The 16,759-nt window shown below is 38.2% G+C and carries 15 protein-coding genes; 13 read left to right on the top strand and 2 right to left on the bottom strand.

What is annotated here, in order from left to right:
• Window positions 1–6 precede the first annotated feature (6 nt).
• From NST76_RS18710 to NST76_RS18650, 13 genes are all read left to right on the top strand, one after another.
• A complete protein-coding gene (locus tag NST76_RS18710) occupies window positions 7–1,623 on the top strand; it encodes an ABC transporter substrate-binding protein (RefSeq protein ID WP_342544311.1) in 1,617 nt (538 codons plus the stop codon).
• A gap of 227 nt (window positions 1,624–1,850) precedes the next feature.
• Window positions 1,851–2,855, top strand: a complete 1,005-nt coding sequence (locus NST76_RS18705) for an ABC transporter permease (protein WP_036122220.1) — start codon at window positions 1,851–1,853, stop codon at window positions 2,853–2,855.
• 12 nt (window positions 2,856–2,867) lie between these two features.
• Window positions 2,868–3,764, top strand: coding sequence for a nickel transporter permease (nikC, locus tag NST76_RS18700; protein ID WP_036122217.1), 897 nt, complete (start codon window positions 2,868–2,870; stop codon window positions 3,762–3,764).
• 283 nt (window positions 3,765–4,047) lie between these two features.
• Complete coding sequence (locus NST76_RS18695) at window positions 4,048–4,665, top strand: TerD family protein (RefSeq protein WP_036122214.1); 618 nt, start codon at window positions 4,048–4,050, stop codon at window positions 4,663–4,665.
• 30 nt (window positions 4,666–4,695) lie between these two features.
• Window positions 4,696–5,277, top strand: a complete 582-nt coding sequence (locus NST76_RS18690) for a TerD family protein (protein WP_036122212.1) — start codon at window positions 4,696–4,698, stop codon at window positions 5,275–5,277.
• Between the two features lie 33 nt (window positions 5,278–5,310).
• Window positions 5,311–5,886, top strand: a complete 576-nt coding sequence (locus tag NST76_RS18685; protein ID WP_036122208.1) for a TerD family protein — start codon at window positions 5,311–5,313, stop codon at window positions 5,884–5,886.
• Window positions 5,887–5,921: 35 nt separating this feature from the next.
• Entirely contained in the window at window positions 5,922–6,668 is a 747-nt protein-coding gene (locus NST76_RS18680; protein ID WP_058844622.1) for a TerC family protein, read from the top strand.
• An 83-nt stretch (window positions 6,669–6,751) separates the two neighbouring features.
• Window positions 6,752–7,945, top strand: a complete 1,194-nt coding sequence (locus NST76_RS18675) for an HpcH/HpaI aldolase/citrate lyase family protein (protein ID WP_342544309.1) — start codon at window positions 6,752–6,754, stop codon at window positions 7,943–7,945.
• Window positions 7,926–9,287 carry a phosphoribosyltransferase family protein gene (locus NST76_RS18670; protein WP_342544307.1) on the top strand — a complete coding sequence of 454 codons (1,362 nt, stop codon included), beginning with the start codon at window positions 7,926–7,928 and terminating at the stop codon, window positions 9,285–9,287. Before NST76_RS18675 ends, NST76_RS18670 begins: the two co-directional genes overlap by 20 nt.
• Window positions 9,284–10,384, top strand: coding sequence for a cysteine protease StiP family protein (locus NST76_RS18665; protein WP_089934945.1), 1,101 nt, complete (start codon window positions 9,284–9,286; stop codon window positions 10,382–10,384). The genes NST76_RS18670 and NST76_RS18665 overlap by 4 nt, the downstream gene beginning before the upstream one ends.
• A gap of 8 nt (window positions 10,385–10,392) precedes the next feature.
• On the top strand, window positions 10,393–11,208 hold the full coding sequence (locus NST76_RS18660) for a hypothetical protein (protein ID WP_342544304.1): 816 nt from the start codon (window positions 10,393–10,395) through the stop codon (window positions 11,206–11,208).
• A 92-nt stretch (window positions 11,209–11,300) separates the two neighbouring features.
• A complete protein-coding gene (locus NST76_RS18655) occupies window positions 11,301–12,932 on the top strand; it encodes a YceG family protein (RefSeq protein ID WP_342544303.1) in 1,632 nt (543 codons plus the stop codon).
• Between the two features lie 22 nt (window positions 12,933–12,954).
• The gene (locus NST76_RS18650; protein ID WP_342544301.1) at window positions 12,955–13,989 is read left to right on the top strand and encodes a toxic anion resistance protein; all 1,035 of its coding nucleotides are present in this window, start codon (window positions 12,955–12,957) and stop codon (window positions 13,987–13,989) included.
• A 128-nt stretch (window positions 13,990–14,117) separates the two neighbouring features.
• On the opposite strand, the gene NST76_RS18645 is transcribed toward NST76_RS18650, so the two are convergent.
• On the bottom strand, window positions 14,118–15,206 hold the full coding sequence (locus tag NST76_RS18645; protein ID WP_036122179.1) for an aromatic acid exporter family protein: 1,089 nt from the start codon (window positions 15,204–15,206) through the stop codon (window positions 14,118–14,120).
• 137 nt (window positions 15,207–15,343) lie between these two features.
• Window positions 15,344–16,630 (bottom strand): glutamate-1-semialdehyde 2,1-aminomutase, encoded by a 1,287-nt coding sequence (locus NST76_RS18640; protein ID WP_036122177.1) that lies wholly within the window; start codon window positions 16,628–16,630, stop codon window positions 15,344–15,346.
• Between the last annotated feature and the right edge of the window lie 129 nt (window positions 16,631–16,759).

Raw genomic sequence — 16,759 nt, 5'->3', positions numbered from 1 at the left:
AATTTAATGAAGAAAAAGAAGCTTTGGACTTTAGGTGTAATGCTACTCCTTATTCTCTCGACAATCTTAGCAGCTTGTGGCGGCTCAGATACTAAGGATACGGGTAGTAAAGATACATCAACTGGTGGCGATACAGCTGGCAGTGGTGAACCAAAAATATTAGTGTATGGTCGTGGTGGAGATTCAGTAGCACTAGACCCTGCTGTTGTTACAGATGGTGAATCTTTTACGGTCACAGCTAATATTTATGAAACATTAGTAAACTTTGGCGAACAAGATGTAACGATTCAACCTGGGTTAGCAAAATCATGGGAGGCTTCAGAAGATGGATTAACTTATACTTTTGAGCTACAAGAAGGTGTGAAGTTCCATGATGGTACAGATTTTAATGCTGAGGCAGTTGTAAAAAATATTGAACGTTGGAAGTCAAGTACTGATAAATATCCTTATTTTAGCTCCCAATTTGTCGTTGGAGACAAACAAGTAATCGAATCAGTTACTGCTGAAGGTGACTATAAGGTTGTATTTAAGTTAAGTCAACCACAAGCACCATTCCTAAAGAATTTAGCCATGTCCCCATTTGCGATTGCTTCGCCTACAGCATTTGAGGCAGATGAAGAAGGCTTATCTGCAAATCCAGTAGGAACAGGTCCATTCAAATTTGTTAGCTGGGTACGTAATGATTCTGTAACGATCGAGAAAAACCCAGACTACTATATTGATGGCTATCCAAAATTAGATAAAGTTGTTTATCGTTCTATTCCAGATAACTCTGCGCGTTTAAATGATTTGTTAGCAGGCAATATTGATGTGGCTGATGGTTTAAGTCCATCTGATAAAGCAACAATCGAAGGCGATGCTAAATTACAATTAATCGAACGTCCATCTATGAACGTTGGTTATCTAGGTTTAACAGTGACTCGACCACCATTCGATAATGTCAAAGTGCGTCAAGCAGTCAACTATGCAATTGATAAGCAAGCATTGGTGGATGCATTTTATGAAGGACTAGCAGAGCCAGCGAAAAACCCAATGCCACCAGTAATTTCAGGTTATAACGATGATGTTACAGGCTATACGTATGATCCTGAAAAGGCGAAGGCATTACTTGCTGAAGCAGGCTATGATGGTAAAGAAATTGAACTATGGGCAATGCCAGTACCACGTCCATACATGCCAGACGGACAAAAAGTAGCAGAAGCGATTCAAAAGAACTTAGAAGATGTAGGCATTAAATCTAAAATTGTATCATTTGAATGGGCTACTTATTTAGAAAAAGCACAAAATGGTGAAGCGGATGCATTCTTACTTGGCTGGACAGGTGATAATGGAGATGCGGATAACTTCCTATACACGTTATTAGACGGCGATAATATCGGTTCTAATAACTATACATTCTATGACAATCCAGAATTACACAAAATATTGACAGCTGCTCAAACTGAAATTGATGAGGACAAGCGTAATGAACTTTATAAGCAAGCTCAAGTCATGATTTCTGAGGATGCTCCATGGGTTCCACTTGCTCACTCTATTCCAATTTTAGCTGCTAATGCGAAAGTGACGAATTATATTGCGCATCCTACAGGTTCTGACCGTTTAGATGCAGTAGATATTCAATAGTAAACTTCATTTTCTAATTGAATAGAGGAGTTTAAAAGAATCTGCTTGCTTTTCTGCGGGTAAGCCGTGGAAATCTCGCAGATTCTTTTCTAGTAATAGACAATCATTTTCTCCTGTGTGAAAGATCACTCATCTAAACATTCAAAATCGTTTGGTGAAGGTTCAACCTTTCAACAGTATATAAAGACTTCAAAGTAGATTATGAAAATCATAGAGAGGTGATGAAGATGCTTCACTATATGGGGAGACGTTTACTCCAGCTAATCCCAGTTTTGCTTGGAATGACTTTTATCGTCTTTATGTTGATACGCGCAATACCTGGTAATCCAGCACAAGTTATTTTAGGACAACAGGCGACAAAAGAGGCGGTCGAGGCATTAAACGCAAGTTTAGGATTAGATAAGCCTTGGTATACACAATATTTTAGTTATTTAGCAGGCATTTTTCAGGGAGATTTAGGTGTTTCCTTACGTACAAAATTACCTGTATCAGAAGAAATTTTTCCATACTTAGCAGCAACAGCTGAACTTGCATTTTTCGCGATGATTATTGCTATTGTTATTGGGGTGAATGCGGGTATTATTTCTGCATGGTTCCAAAATTCTTGGTTCGATTATACAGCGATGGTGGTGGCATTAGTTGGTGTATCTGTACCTGTATTCTGGCTAGGCTTGATGGAACAGTGGACATTTAGTAGTCAGCTTGGCTGGTTACCTACTTCTGGTCGAGAGGATGTTCGAAATCCAATAACCTCTATAACCCATTTTTATTTATTGGATACGCTCATTCAAGGGCGCTTCGATCAATTTATTGAAGTTGTAAAGAGGTTAATATTACCGGGAGTTGCACTGGCAACCATTCCTATGGCTATTATTGCAAGAATCACAAGATCTTCTATGTTAGAAGTTATGCGCTCAGATTATGTACGTACTGCAAGAGCAAAAGGCCAAAAAATGTTTATTGTTGTGTATAAGCATGCTCTAAAGAACGCTATTATTCCTGTAATAACGGTAATCGGGTTACAGACGGGGTTACTGCTAGGGGGAGCCATTCTAACAGAGACGATTTTTAGTTGGCCAGGAATTGGTCGTTATATTTATGATGCGATTGGCTTCAGGGATTATCCTGTCATTCAATCAGGTATTCTAATCGTTGCATTTATTTTCATCATGATTAACTTAATCGTGGACTTACTGTATACAGTGATTGATCCACGTATTAAATACAAATAGAAGGGAGCTGCAATGATGACTGGAGCAATTGACATAAAAAAAGAAGCAGCACCAGTTCAAGAACGAGCGGTCGGTCCATGGTTAGAGGGCTGGCGAAGCTTTAAAAAGAGCAAAATCTCTTTAATAGGTGCAGGGATTGTTATATTTTTTATATTACTTGCTGTAGTAGGACCGCTCGTTGCACCACAAGGGATAAATGAACAAGATTTATCGAAGCGTTTACTAGCGCCATCAGGTGATCATTGGTTTGGAACAGATGATTTTGGGCGAGATATTTTTTCTAGAATCATTCATGGTGCACGGATTTCGCTATGGGTAGGCTTTTTTTCAGTTGTTTTATCGGTAATTGTGGGTAGTTTGCTTGGTATTATCGCCGGTTATTATGGTAAATGGATTGATACAATTATTTCACGTATTTTTGATATTATGCTCGCTTTCCCTAGTATGCTATTAGCGATTGCTGTTGTGTCGGTACTAGGACCATCCTTACAAAATGCATTAATTGCCATTGCCATTATTAACATACCGAATTTTGGACGTTTAATTCGTTCCAAAGTGTTGAGCGTCAAAGAAGAAGAGTATATTGTCTCGGCAAAAGCAATCGGCATGCGTGATTCACGAATTTTATTTTCACATATTTTGCCGAATTCTATGACGCCTATTATTGTACAAGGAACGCTTGCAATTGCGACTGCCATCATCGAAGCAGCAGCATTAGGCTTCCTCGGACTGGGCGCTCAAGCACCAGCACCTGAGTGGGGAAAAATGTTAGCAGATGCTCGAAAGTTTTTATTAAATGCTCCTTGGACTATGATTTTCCCTGGATTAGCAATTATGCTAACGGTTCTTGGCTTTAACCTGATGGGAGATGGCCTAAGAGATGCACTCGATCCAAAGATGAAAAGTTAGTTAAATACTATAGCCTTCTACTAGTTAGAAGGTTTTTTTAGCTATTTTGCCCATCTATACGAAAGGGAATAAAAGGAACTCTTTTACAGCAAAGTCGTTTTAAAGAGTAGTAGGTAACAGGAGGAATTTTCTAAAAATAAGCGAAAATATCTTTTAGGAGCCATTAATTGAATTTTTTGTCACGTTATTTTAGACTTAAAAAGTAGAAAAATTTTATTTTAGTAGATTATTACTTACCATATAATCTTTCAGTTGAAATACATATTTGAGGAGGGTGTTAAAATTGGGGATTAATTTACAAAAAGGGCAACGAGTTGATTTAACAAAAGGTAACGCAGGTTTAAATAAAATTAAAGTAGGTTTAGGGTGGGACCCTGTAGCGCAAGAGAAAAGTGGCGGCTTTTTAGGTGGTTTATTTTCTAGTAGAAATAGTGGCAGTGGCAGAAGCATAGACTGTGATGCTTCAGTCTTAATGCTGCAAGATGATAAGGTGATAGCGGGAGACGATGTTGTTTACTTTGGAAAATTAACAAGTAATTGCGGCTCTGTTCGACATTCTGGTGATAATTTAACAGGAGACGGCGATGGCGATGATGAAGTAATTACAATTGAGCTATCGTCTGTACCAACGCAATATAACAAACTTGTGTTTGTTGTAAACATTTATGATGCAGCAGGTCGTAATCAACATTTCGGTATGATTCAAAATGCATATATTCGTGTGTATGATGACAGGACAGGAAGCGAACTAATTCGCTATAATTTAACTGATAATTATTCGAATTTAACGACGTTAGTCTGTGGAGAAATTTACCGTCATAATAGTGACTGGAAATTTGCTGCAGTTGGTACGGGAACGAATGATATAAAACTTGGCGATGTTGTTCGAAGATATCAATAAATAAATGACTATATAGGAGGAATAAAGAGTATGGGAATTTCACTACAAAAAGGTCAAAAGGTAGATTTAACAAAAACAAATCCAGGATTAACAAATGTTGTTGTAGGTTTAGGCTGGGATACAAATAAATATGACGGTGGTAATGATTTTGATTTAGATTCATCTGTATTTTTACTGGCTGATACAGGCAAAGTAGCTGATCAAAATGACTTTATTTTCTACAACAATACAACAGGTGGCAACGGTTCAGTTGAACATTCGGGCGATAATTTAACGGGTGTTGGTGAAGGTGACGATGAAGTGGTAAAAGTTGCATTAACGCAAGTGCCTGCTCATGTTCAACGACTAGCCTTCACTGTAACAATCCATGATGCAGAGTCTCGTAGTCAAAATTTCGGAATGGTGTCTAATGCGTATATTCGTATTGTTAATGCTGCTTCCAACGAGGAAATTATCCGTTATGATTTAGGTGAGGATTTCAGTATTGAAACAGCTATCGTAGTAGGGGAATTATACCGCCATAATGGAGAATGGAAATTTAATGCAATTGGTGCTGGCTACCAAGGCGGCTTAGCTGCTTTATGTAATGATTATGGCTTAAGTGTAAACTAAAATTTCATCTTTGGACAGAAAGGGAGATTTTGAATGGCTATTCAATTAAGTAAAGGGCAACGTATTGATTTAACCAAGCAAGACCCAGGATTAAATAGCATTGGCATTGGCTTAGGCTGGGATGTTAAGCAATTTGATGGTGGGCAAGACTTTGACCTCGATGCATCTGTATTTTTACTAGATGCATCAGGTAAATGTCGTAATGAACAAGATTTTATCTTCTATAATAATTTAGCGAGTCTAGACCAATCTGTTGTTCATACAGGTGATAATCGTACGGGTGAAGGTGATGGGGATGATGAAAAGATTCTTGTCAACTTAAAGCAAGTATCACCTCAAATTGAAAAGATTGTGGTAACGGTTACTATCTATGATGCTGAGGGTCGTCATCAAAACTTCGGACAAGTACTAAATGCTTATGTTCGATTGACAAATGAAGATTCGGGATCAGAGGTATTACGCTATGATTTAGGCGAAGATTTCAGTATTGAAACTGCCGTTGTATTTTGTGAGCTTTACCGTCATAATGGCGAGTGGAAATTTGCCGCAGTAGGCTCAGGCTATCAGGGTGGACTAGCAGCATTAATCAACGCATATGGCCTACAGTAACGAGTAGGGTATAGGTACATGACGGGGGATCTTCGGTGGATGTAATAAACGAGATATTAAATACATATGCACAGTTTTTTAACTGGCAGATGTGGGGACAAGTTTTAACAGATCCAGTATCATGGGGCCTTATTTTTTCATTAATTATTATGGAAGGGCTATTGTCTGCAGACAATGCGCTTGTTTTAGCAGTACTTGTTAAACATCTTCCACAGCATCAGCGGAAAAAAGCGCTAATGTATGGGATGTTTGGGGCTTATTTTTTCCGATTTCTCTTCATCGGTATTGGCGTTTACCTCGTAAAATTCTCTATTGTTAAAGTGATCGGTGCAACTTATTTAATGTGGTTAGTCATATTACATTTTAAAAATAAAAGCACTGATGAAGGAGACGCACACGAGTTTAAGAAGACAGGTTGGATGGTTCGAGTCTTTGGTACTTTCTGGGCGACTGTTATTTCAGTTGAATTAATGGATATCGCCTTTTCAGTAGACTCTATATTAGCGGCATTTGCCATATCCGATCAAGTATGGGTTCTTTTATTAGGTGGAGTTTTAGGCATTATTATGATGCGTACCATCGCTGGTGTATTTCTTTCATTGATTGAACGTGTACCAGAACTTGAAACGACTGCCTATATTTTAATTGCCATTATTGCATTGAAAATGTTTGCTAGTATTTTTGGATTCCATCTTTCACATGAAGTATTCTTTATTATTTTAATTGCTGCATTCTTATTGACGTTTATTGTTCACAAGATGAATAAGAAAACAGCAGTGTAAACAAGGCACTGTATTGGTCTGTATAGAACAGGCTGATACAGTGCTTTTTTCACAAAAGGCATAGTTATCGGGGAGAGGATTAGATGCAACACTTTGCAACAGAAGCAGAGACGATTTTTTTTAAGAAGCCACAGCCTTTTACTAAGTGGGAAACGCCAGATATTTTATCATATGCTCTAGGTGCGACTCTGTATATGCCAGCTTCTATGCCTGCGATTGTGAGTTTGATTCAATCACAAAAATATGAAGAACTCACATCACTCGTCATTGATCTGGAGGATGCAGTAGGCGATATAGAATTACGAGATTGTGAAGCGAAGTTGATGGAGGATATTAGTGAGCTATATGCACTCTATCAACAAAAAAAATTATTACTTCAGGATCTACCATTACTTTTTATTCGTGTACGTCATGTTGAGCAATTTCAAAGGTTAACAACTATTTTAGGGGAAAAGCAAGAAATACTAACGGGCTATGTATTTCCAAAGTTTACAGCAGCACAGGGTGCCCGTTATTTTGAGCTTCTTGAACAAACAATTTTAGAAAATGACTTAATTCTATATGGTATGCCGATTTTAGAGAGCCGTGAGGTGCTCTATAAGGAATCTCGCATGGAAGCATTATTAGACATTAAGGCAGTGCTACATCAATACAGAGCTCGTGTATTAAATGTACGTATTGGTGCTACTGATTTCTGTGGCATTTATGGAATTCGTCGTCGTATGGACTCGACCATTTATGATATCAGTGTGATCCGTGATTGTATTGCAGATATTGTCAACGTCCTTGGTCGTGAGGAAGACGGGTTTGTTATCTCCGGGCCTGTGTGGGAGTATTTTAGTAATCAGCGTGTATTAAAGCCTGCATTAAGAGAAACACCATTTAGTGAAAAGGGAGCTCTTGATACGAGGAAAGCATTATTAGACGATTGTTTAGATGGATTAATGAAAGAAGTGTTAATGGATAAACAAAATGGTATTGTGGGAAAAACAATTATTCATCCTAGTCATATCCGTGTTGTTCATGCCCTCTATGCCATTTCCTATGAAGAATATTTAGATGCGCTAAGTATTGTAGAGAATAATGATGGTCGCAAAGGTGTGATGAAAAGTCACTATGCGAACAAGATGAATGAAATCAAACCACATATGAGATGGGCACAGCGAATATTAAAACAGGCACAAGTCTATGGTGTCTATCATGAATCTGTCGATTTTGCCTCACTCTTATTAAATTCAGAAATAGGTGGTAGTGTTTATGCAACAACAAATGAGTAAATTAAGCATTTTACCGGATTATTCAATCGATATAGAAATTACCCACAATCCGCATAATTTTGCGCTAACCAACTTGTTTAAAATGGCTGCTCGTATTAATAAGAAGAGACAATTTTTGTTTGTGAGCACCGTACTTGGTAAACATTTAGCTGTGCGCCCGCAAGTGCCCTTACTGACAGGGACCCTGCTCGCCATGATGTATCATCAGCATCTTACTGGACAAAAAATAGCAGCTTCATCAGCAGTCGTTAAAGCTTTAAAAGAGGGTGCGGATTTGTCAGAAGTACAAAATTCTACAGAGGGTAGCCTCGAGTTAGCACAAGAAACATTGTTCATTGGATTTGCCGAGACAGCTACTGCACTAGGACATGCGGTATTTAACGCATACGATTCGAATGCAATGTATATTCACACAACACGTGAAGTGCTTCCCGATTTTGAGCCCTTTGTTACATTTGAGGAAGAACACTCCCATGCGACAAGCCATAGAATTTATACTGAGGAGCCAGAAGTGTTACTACAAGCTAAACGCATTGTGTTAATTGATGATGAGATTACTACTGGAAATACGGTTATTAATATCATTCAAACATTAAGACAGAAATTTCCGTTAGTTAAGCAGTATGCTGTGCTCTCTATTTTAGATTGGCGTTCTGAACAGCAACAAAAGATTTTTCAGCAATTAGAAGAGCAATGGGGTATTTCCATTACGTTCATCTCAATCATGTGTGGACACTTTAATTGTTCTGGTATACCAAGCTTAACGAGCACACAGCCTAATATACTAACACAACCTACAAATAATCTGACACTATGGCCAATTCAAGAATCTATTGATCGTAAGTTTTATCGATCTATTGCTGAGAATAAATTCGTAAATAGTCAACCCTATCTAGTAGCAACAGGGAGATTTATGCTCACGTCAAAACAGCATTTTCAACAAAAGAAAATGTTACAGACCATCGCCAAGCAATTACAAAAGCTTCGTACAGATGGTCCGGCATTAGTTATTGGAACAGGTGAGTTTATGTATGTTCCTATGCAAATTGCCTCTTATTTAGGAAACGACGTTTATTTTCAATCAACTACTCGTAGTCCGATCTATTGTACGGACGATTTAGGATACACGATTACTGAAAAAATAGCCTTTGAAAGTCCAGAGAATAATGGCGTTGATAATTATTTATATAATATACAAAGCCAATCCTACACGGAACTTTTCTTTATGGTGGAACGTATAGCAAGTAAAGAGGTTGTTGCTCGTGTGGTAAATGAGTTACAAATACTAAGTAACGCCAAAGTCTACGTGATTTGTATGCATGAATGGGAGGTAGAACAATGATTTCAACTTTGCAGCCAGACAAAATGGGGAGCTATGCACCAGAGGATGTTCTATTTTTATTGCGTGATATTGGGCATGTTTATCTTGAACTGGATAATGAAAAACGTGAACAGCTTATTCAATCAGGCACACATTATTCTGAAATGCTACCAATGGAAAGGCAACCATCTAACACCTATATGAATCTTTTTTATAAAACGTTAGATGCGCATGCAGAGAGAGTAGCCATCGCTGTTGGAGTGGTGGCAGAGCAAATCATTGAAAATAGAGGGCTAGAAAACTTAGTGCTTGTTAGTTTAGCAAGGGCAGGTACACCCATTGGCATTTTAATCAAACGGTATATAGCCATGCGATATAGGGTGAATATTCCACATTACTCTATTTCTATACTACGTGGTCGAGGGTTTGATGAGGTAGCGATCCGTTACATTTTGACAGAGCATCCCCTAGGAAATCTTCAATTTATTGATGGCTGGACAGGAAAAGGGGCAATTACCAATGAATTAATCCATTCCTGTCAAAAATTTAATGCGCAACAGCCCGGACAATTAAATGCCAATTTAGCTGTATTGGCTGATCCTGGGCATTGTGCTACCATCTATGGAACTCGTCAAGACTTTTTAATCCCGTCTGCTTGTTTAAATTCGACTGTATCTGGATTGGTGAGTAGAACGGTGTTAAATTTACAGTTCATGGATGCAAATGACTTTCATGGTGCTAAATACTACAAAGAGTTAGAAGATATGGATGTCTCTAACCTGTACATAGAACGTATCGTCACATGTTTTGAACATGTACAGAGTACGATATTGCAACAATTTCAAGAGCAGGTCATCGCTCCTATTACTTGGGAGGGCATGAAGTCTGTGCAAAAGATTCAACGCGATTTTGGCATTGAGAATATTCATTTTATCAAACCAGGTGTAGGTGAGACGACTAGAGTGTTGCTTCGACGGTTACCTTGGAAAATTTTAATTAATCCACAGTACTTGCATGAATTGGAACATATTTTATTATTAGCCAAAGAAAAAAATGTACAGGTAGAAGAATATTCGAATATGTCCTATGCATGTTGTGGCTTAATCAAAGCATTATAGAGGAGATTATGATGATACTATTTACATCGGATTTAGATAGAACGCTTATTTATTCTCAACGTATGATGGAGAGTTTTCCACCAGTTACAGAGACAGTGGTCGTTGAACACAAGGCGGAGAAAGCAATGAGCATGATGACGCAGGCAACAGCATCTCTATTGCAACAGATACACCAACAAACAATATTTGTACCTGTTACGACTAGGGCATTACATCAATATAAAAGAATTCATTTTATTAGTGATATGTGTCCTGCTTTTGCAATTACAAGCAATGGGGGTACAATATTAGAAAAAGGCCAGCCCTCTGAAAAATGGACGAAAACACTATGTAGACGTATTGAAGATTCTTCAATCCCACGAGAGGATCTGTTAAAGCATTTTCAATCAATTAAATCCGATACATGGCTACAACGTTCTTTGTATATAGATAATCTGTTTTATGTACACCATGTGGATCTTGAAACTTTACCACACGTGGAATTACAAGCTATGATTCAAGAGTTTGATACGTATGGCTGGTATGTTCTTTTACAAGGTGAAAAATTGTATTTTATGCCCAAGGTACTGACGAAGGAAGCGGCTATCGAATATATGAAAGAGTTCTGTACATACGATGTGCATATAGCGGCAGGGGATTCTATTATGGATTATGGAATGCTGGCGATGGCTGATTTAGCTTTTACACCGAATCATGGAGATTTAAAGGATAAACAGCCAAAAGTTTTACAAAATACAACTTACTCGGCTTATAATGGTGAAGCATTTACTAAAGATTTGCTAGATACGGTTTTACAGATGACTTCACAACAGACAATAGTATAAGCTTTCAATTATTTTTGTCATAAGATAGAGTCGTCCTATGACAAATGAATGCTTCAGCATATGCTGAGGATGATTTTAGGAGGTGCGTTTGTATGCAAACAATCACAATTAAATCAGTGTTGGAGCGTCATCCTGATGATTGGCTACAGGCGTTTCAAGATTCACCAAAGGATCGTGCATTTTATGAGGAAACAGCACAACAAGTTAGTTTTAGTAGGATTGCTGTTCGTGTATTAGGTGTACCAATCGAAGAAGATGATTATTTCAATTCGTTATTTACATTGTCACAAAACGCTAATATCCATATTTTAAGTGAAGAATTAAATAAGCATATTGAACAAAAGGATTTTCAAGCCATACAAACAATTTTATCGCAGCATCAACAAACACCAAAAGGGCTATCTATTAATCGTCTAGTGGCGATGATGTATGGTCATCAGTTAATACCAAAGCATGATGATGGTGTGATGAATCGCCATTTACAATTAGCGACCATTAAAGTAGTAGAACTATTTCAACAACAACAATCGTTAGGTCTGCTAGCAAATGATTTTCGCCGATTTTTAATTGATATAGTGAAGTGGCTAAAAAACCATTGGATTATATGGACAAAATCCATGAAACCAACGGATGATTTTCCTAAAGTTGTTTGGTATGGGGAAACCACTATAAGTCAGCGTTATTTCTTATTACTATTAATGGAGCTTGGCTGTGACGTCTTAATTTTCCATCCAGCGAAAATAGATGAATTGGCAGAGATTGACCCTACTGATACATTCTCTATCACGTACGCATATGCTAATCAAACAACTTTACAGCCATTTCCTGATAAGCTTCGTGATCGGCAGGCAACGGTAGGTTATCGCTCTAGTCAGCATTTTGAACAATTAATGCATGATCAACAATCAGGTGTCTATAAGCCTTGGCAGTTTAAAGATTTTATGCCACGTTCATTAACACTACGGATGACATATGATGATATTTTTATTTATGCAAAAGAGAAGGCTTTGGTTCGACCGCAGTTTGAAGTGATTGGAGATGAGGTAGTCATCCCAGTTATATTTGCAAAAATTAGTGGTGTTTCAAGCCAAAGAGAAGAATACTGGCATCAAATGCATCAATTACTAGCAAGTTCGCAAACCGTTTTTGTACAGGAATTTCCTTATGCAGCAACAAGCAGAGCCAATTTTCATTTTCATTATAAGCATTGCTTAGTGAATGGGGAGCTGTCAGTAGAGCGTATTATGCAAAGTGATTGGTGGCAATATGGTGAGTTAACATTGGAGCTACAGCGTGCAATCGCCCACACGATAAAAACTTCCTGTGAGCAGCCCATGTTGAAACAACAGCCAAATGAGACTTTATATGATTTACAGTTATTTTTATTCAAACAAATGACGATGATTCCTCAGGATATCCTGCGATTAATGCAAAGCTTTGATTATTCACAAGATGTACCCAAACTGGTATTATATCAAGCACCTCAGCAACCAGCTTTATCACGTGAGGATATGGCATTATTGGCATTTTTAAATCGTTTTGGTATGGATATTATATTTTATAATCCGACAGGCCAACTTGACTTAGAAAAGCATTTGCAAGAGGATACATTCGATGTACATCGTTTAGAACATATGCTATTTGACTTGCCCTATGAAGAACCCAAACAGCAAAAAACTGCACCCGATAAAATCATTAAAAAACTCTTTAATCGTTTTTTCTAATGGCAGGAAGGAGGCGGCACGAATGTCAAATATCTCGAAGACGTTGGAGCAGCTGACCTTAGAAACCGCTGACGCCGTCAAAGAACAGTTGCGAGACCATGCAGAGGTTCAGCATATTGCTAATCGAATCAATGTGAAAAATCAGTTAGAACTATTGGCGCTGGGAAAAGAGCCAGCGACAAAATTAGCTACATTTGCAGATCAGATTTTAGCTATTATCACCCGCTCAACATCCTTCGAATCAAATGAATTATTTAAGCAGCTTGAAGCTCTAATGCAGACATTTGATAAAAAAGATTTTACTGAGCAAAAGGGCTTTTTTAAAAAGCTATTTGCACGTAAAACTAAAAATGATGAAGATTTATTTGCCAAATACAATGTACTGGGTAGAGATATTGAGAAAATTCATTATCATTTTGTGTTGATGGAAGAGGAATTAGCGAAGGATAATCGAATACTTGCACGATTATATAACGAGGACTTGATGTACTATCTTGAACTAGAAAAATATATCGTAGCTACTGATATAAAATTACATGAAGTACAAACAACATTGATTCCGATGTATGAAAAGCAGAGCGAGGCTGGTAATCAGGTGGCGAAAATGGAGCTGAATAGTTTGCAAGCAATTGCTGAAATGCTCCGACAAAAAATAGATGAATTAGAAAAATCACGTATGGTCGCCATTTTAACAGCTCCGCAAATCGAAATGCTACGTCATGGCAATAGTGAACTGATGGAACAAATTAATGGCGCTTTTGTTAAGACCATCCCTGTTTTTAAAATGGGATTAATGAATGCAGTGAATGATAGGCGACAACAATTACAAAATCAATCTGCATCAGCCTTTGAAAATCGTATGAAGCAATTCGGAGGAGCTAGCGATGAAGCGGTGCAATTAAGCACTGCTATGGCTCAGCAATCAGGCCCAACACAGAGCCTTGAAGAAATGTGGGACATTATTGTTTCAGGTATTGAAAATTATCAGCATTTACGTGATGAGCAAACGGTAAAACGTCAGCAAGCAGAGCAACAGCTGCTAACATTGCGAAACTAACACCCTTCCTCTAAAGTAGGTCACTACTTGGAGGATTTTTTTTGTATAGTAAAAGCGACAGATTAATCTTGATTTAGCGGGTGTTCAAACTCCCTTGATTTAAGATCATCTGTCGCTTAAAACGCTAGTTAAATAAATTCTTCTTCAAATTCTACATTGATTTCATGTCCATGATGACTTTGATAGGATACGATGAGTGTATCTAGATGCTCTAGATTTTCCTCATAATCTAAAATACGCGATAGTATATAAAGTAGGTGATAGCTAGAAAATTCCATATCGCCTTCTTCACGAGCAAAGTTGACTTGCTTGATGAAAATTTCCATCAGTTCATTGCGTTGGACATAGTCGATGCTTTTACTCCACTGTGAATGCTCAGGCTTTAATTTCCCTGTATATTTCAAGAGCAATTGTTCATGGTATGTTAATAAGGAATCAAGTCGCTCCTGTATCATCAAGTGAAATTGCGTAGGTAGCTGCGCCAATTCGTTTTCATGCTTATGCAAACGCTGTAGTAATTCTAAGCTTTTTTTGGAAGTTAAAATCATTTGACGATAGACTACAAGTTTACGTGCTTTCACATACTTTTTATTTTTGAAGTAATTACGTTCTTCCTTGAATAAATCATACAGCGTATCCACGCGCAACATACGGCTTTTAAATTTACTTAATGCTCCCTTTGTGGATGTATGCTCAGAAGCCTGACGTACAGCAAGTCGTGTCCAACGAATAATATCGTCCTGTAAAATATAGATTTTACGGAATAGCTTTACCTCGTATTTCGGTGGTAGGAAAACAAGGTTAACAACAAATGCTGCTAACACTCCAACTAATATAGTAACAAAGCGTATCAATCCAAACGTTAAGAAGTCATCGCCTTGAAATTCCATAATAGCCACAACTGACACCAACGCCAACGAAAGCGATTTTTCAAGTTTAAACTTCAACATTAAACCAATAGCTATTATGACGGCTATGCCAATGGCAACAACATGATGGCCAAAGAGTAAGCCAAACATAACGGCGATAGTCGCACCTATAATATTTGCCTGCACTTGCTCTACAATAGTTTGATATGAACGATAAATAGAAGGCTGAATCGCAAAAATGGCTGCAATTCCAGCAAAAACAGGTGAAGGGAGCTTTAATAACTCTGCGATAAACAGTGCTAAGACAATAGCGACACCAGTTTTAAATACACGGGCACCTAATTTCATAAAGATGTCCTTTCTGTCTAATATTTTTTAGTTTCTTTACATTATAGAAGGAAGTGCACATAAAATACATAGATTTGTATGCTTGAATATGAAAAAGGCGACTTTTACTAACAAGTCGCCTTTGTATTGTCACATGCTTACAATTGAGAAAACGCAGTATCTACGGCTTTAATAGTTTCAAGAATATCTGCTTCCGTATGCTCAGTTGTTAAGAACCACGCTTCATATTTAGAAGGAGCTAGATTGATACCTTGCTCAAGCATCAATTTAAAGAAACGACCAAAGATTTCACCGTCAGAGTTTTCAGCTTGGTCGTAGTTTTCTACTTTCACATCTGTAAAGTAAATCGTTAGTGCCCCTTTGAGGCGATTTAACGTGATGGTTACGCCATGCTTCTTGGCAGCAGCTAAAATACCCTCTTCTAGAATTCCACCTAATCGATCCATTTCATCGTAAATACCTGGTGTTTGTAGCACTTCTAGGCAGGCAATCCCTGCTTGCATAGAGGCAGGGTTTCCAGCCATCGTACCTGCTTGATATGCAGGGCCGAGGGGTGCAACTGTATCCATAATTTCTTTACGACCACCGTATGCTCCGATTGGTAAGCCACCGCCAATAACTTTCCCCAGTGCTGTTAGATCAGGTGTTAGACCGAGTAAATTTTGAGCACCGCCATAGTGGAAGCGGAAGGCTGTGATGACTTCATCGTAAATCGTTAAAGCACCTTTTTCTTTTGCTGTCGCATGTACTAATTCAAGGAAACCTGGGTTTGGTTCCACAATACCGAAGTTGCCTACGATTGGTTCAATTAAGATCGCTGCAATTTCCTCGCCCCATTTATTCATAGCTTCTGTAAAGGCTTCAGGGCTATTGAAAGGTACCGTAATAACTTCTTCAGCAGTCGAAGTTGTTACACCTGCTGAATCAGGCGTTCCTAATGTTGCTGGGCCAGAACCGGCAGCTACTAATACTAAATCGAAGTGACCGTGGTAGCAACCAGCAAATTTCATGATTTTTGTTCGGCCTGTATAGGCGCGTGCAACACGAATAGTTGTCATAACAGCCTCAGTACCAGAGTTGTTAAAACGCACTTTGTCCATAGATGGGATGGCTTCTTTTAGCATTTTTGCGAAAGTAACCTCATATTCAGTTGGCGTTCCAAACAATGTACCATTTTCAGCTGCATGTGTAATGGCCTTTGCAATATGAGGATGGCCATGACCAGTAACGATTGGTCCATATGCTGCTAGATAGTCGATATAACGATTGCCATCTACATCCCAAAAATAAGCACCTTTTCCTCGAGCCATTGCCACAGGAGAACCGCCACCTACTGCTTTATATGAACGAGAAGGGCTGTTTACACCACCCACGATATGCTGTATAGCCTCTGCATGTATTGCTTCAGATTTTGCGTGATTCATAGAATTGCCTCCTAACTTTTTATACGTAATCTATTGTAGACCTATCGTTGTAAGAAATCCAAAGAAATTAAGGGATATGACTTGATTTGTTACTTAGAGTAAAATAGAACCTACAGAGGAGGAGATTGT

The sequence above is a fragment of the Lysinibacillus sp. FSL W7-1291 genome, from assembly GCF_038593415.1.
GTDB classification, from domain to species: Bacteria; Bacillota; Bacilli; order Bacillales_A; family Planococcaceae; genus Lysinibacillus; species Lysinibacillus fusiformis_D.
The sequence above is the reverse complement of the archived record's forward strand: the minus strand, read 5'-3'. Positions and strand labels throughout refer to the sequence as shown.

Bases quoted from the DNA above. Each gene is read 5' to 3' on its own strand.
- NST76_RS18710 (WP_342544311.1), top strand. From the start codon at position 7: ATGAAGAAAAAGAAGCTTTGGACTTTAGGTGTAATGCTACTCCTTATT.
- NST76_RS18705 (WP_036122220.1), top strand. From the start codon at position 1,851: ATGCTTCACTATATGGGGAGACGTTTACTCCAGCTAATCCCAGTTTTG.
- nikC (WP_036122217.1), top strand. From the start codon at position 2,868: ATGATGACTGGAGCAATTGACATAAAAAAAGAAGCAGCACCAGTTCAA.
- NST76_RS18690 (WP_036122212.1), top strand. From the start codon at position 4,696: ATGGGAATTTCACTACAAAAAGGTCAAAAGGTAGATTTAACAAAAACA.
- NST76_RS18685 (WP_036122208.1), top strand. From the start codon at position 5,311: ATGGCTATTCAATTAAGTAAAGGGCAACGTATTGATTTAACCAAGCAA.
- NST76_RS18675 (WP_342544309.1), top strand. From the start codon at position 6,752: ATGCAACACTTTGCAACAGAAGCAGAGACGATTTTTTTTAAGAAGCCA.
- NST76_RS18670 (WP_342544307.1), top strand. From the start codon at position 7,926: ATGCAACAACAAATGAGTAAATTAAGCATTTTACCGGATTATTCAATC.
- NST76_RS18665 (WP_089934945.1), top strand. From the start codon at position 9,284: ATGATTTCAACTTTGCAGCCAGACAAAATGGGGAGCTATGCACCAGAG.
- NST76_RS18660 (WP_342544304.1), top strand. From the start codon at position 10,393: ATGATGATACTATTTACATCGGATTTAGATAGAACGCTTATTTATTCT.
- NST76_RS18655 (WP_342544303.1), top strand. From the start codon at position 11,301: ATGCAAACAATCACAATTAAATCAGTGTTGGAGCGTCATCCTGATGAT.
- NST76_RS18650 (WP_342544301.1), top strand. From the start codon at position 12,955: ATGTCAAATATCTCGAAGACGTTGGAGCAGCTGACCTTAGAAACCGCT.
- NST76_RS18645 (WP_036122179.1), bottom strand. From the start codon at position 15,206: ATGAAATTAGGTGCCCGTGTATTTAAAACTGGTGTCGCTATTGTCTTA.
- NST76_RS18640 (WP_036122177.1), bottom strand. From the start codon at position 16,630: ATGAATCACGCAAAATCTGAAGCAATACATGCAGAGGCTATACAGCAT.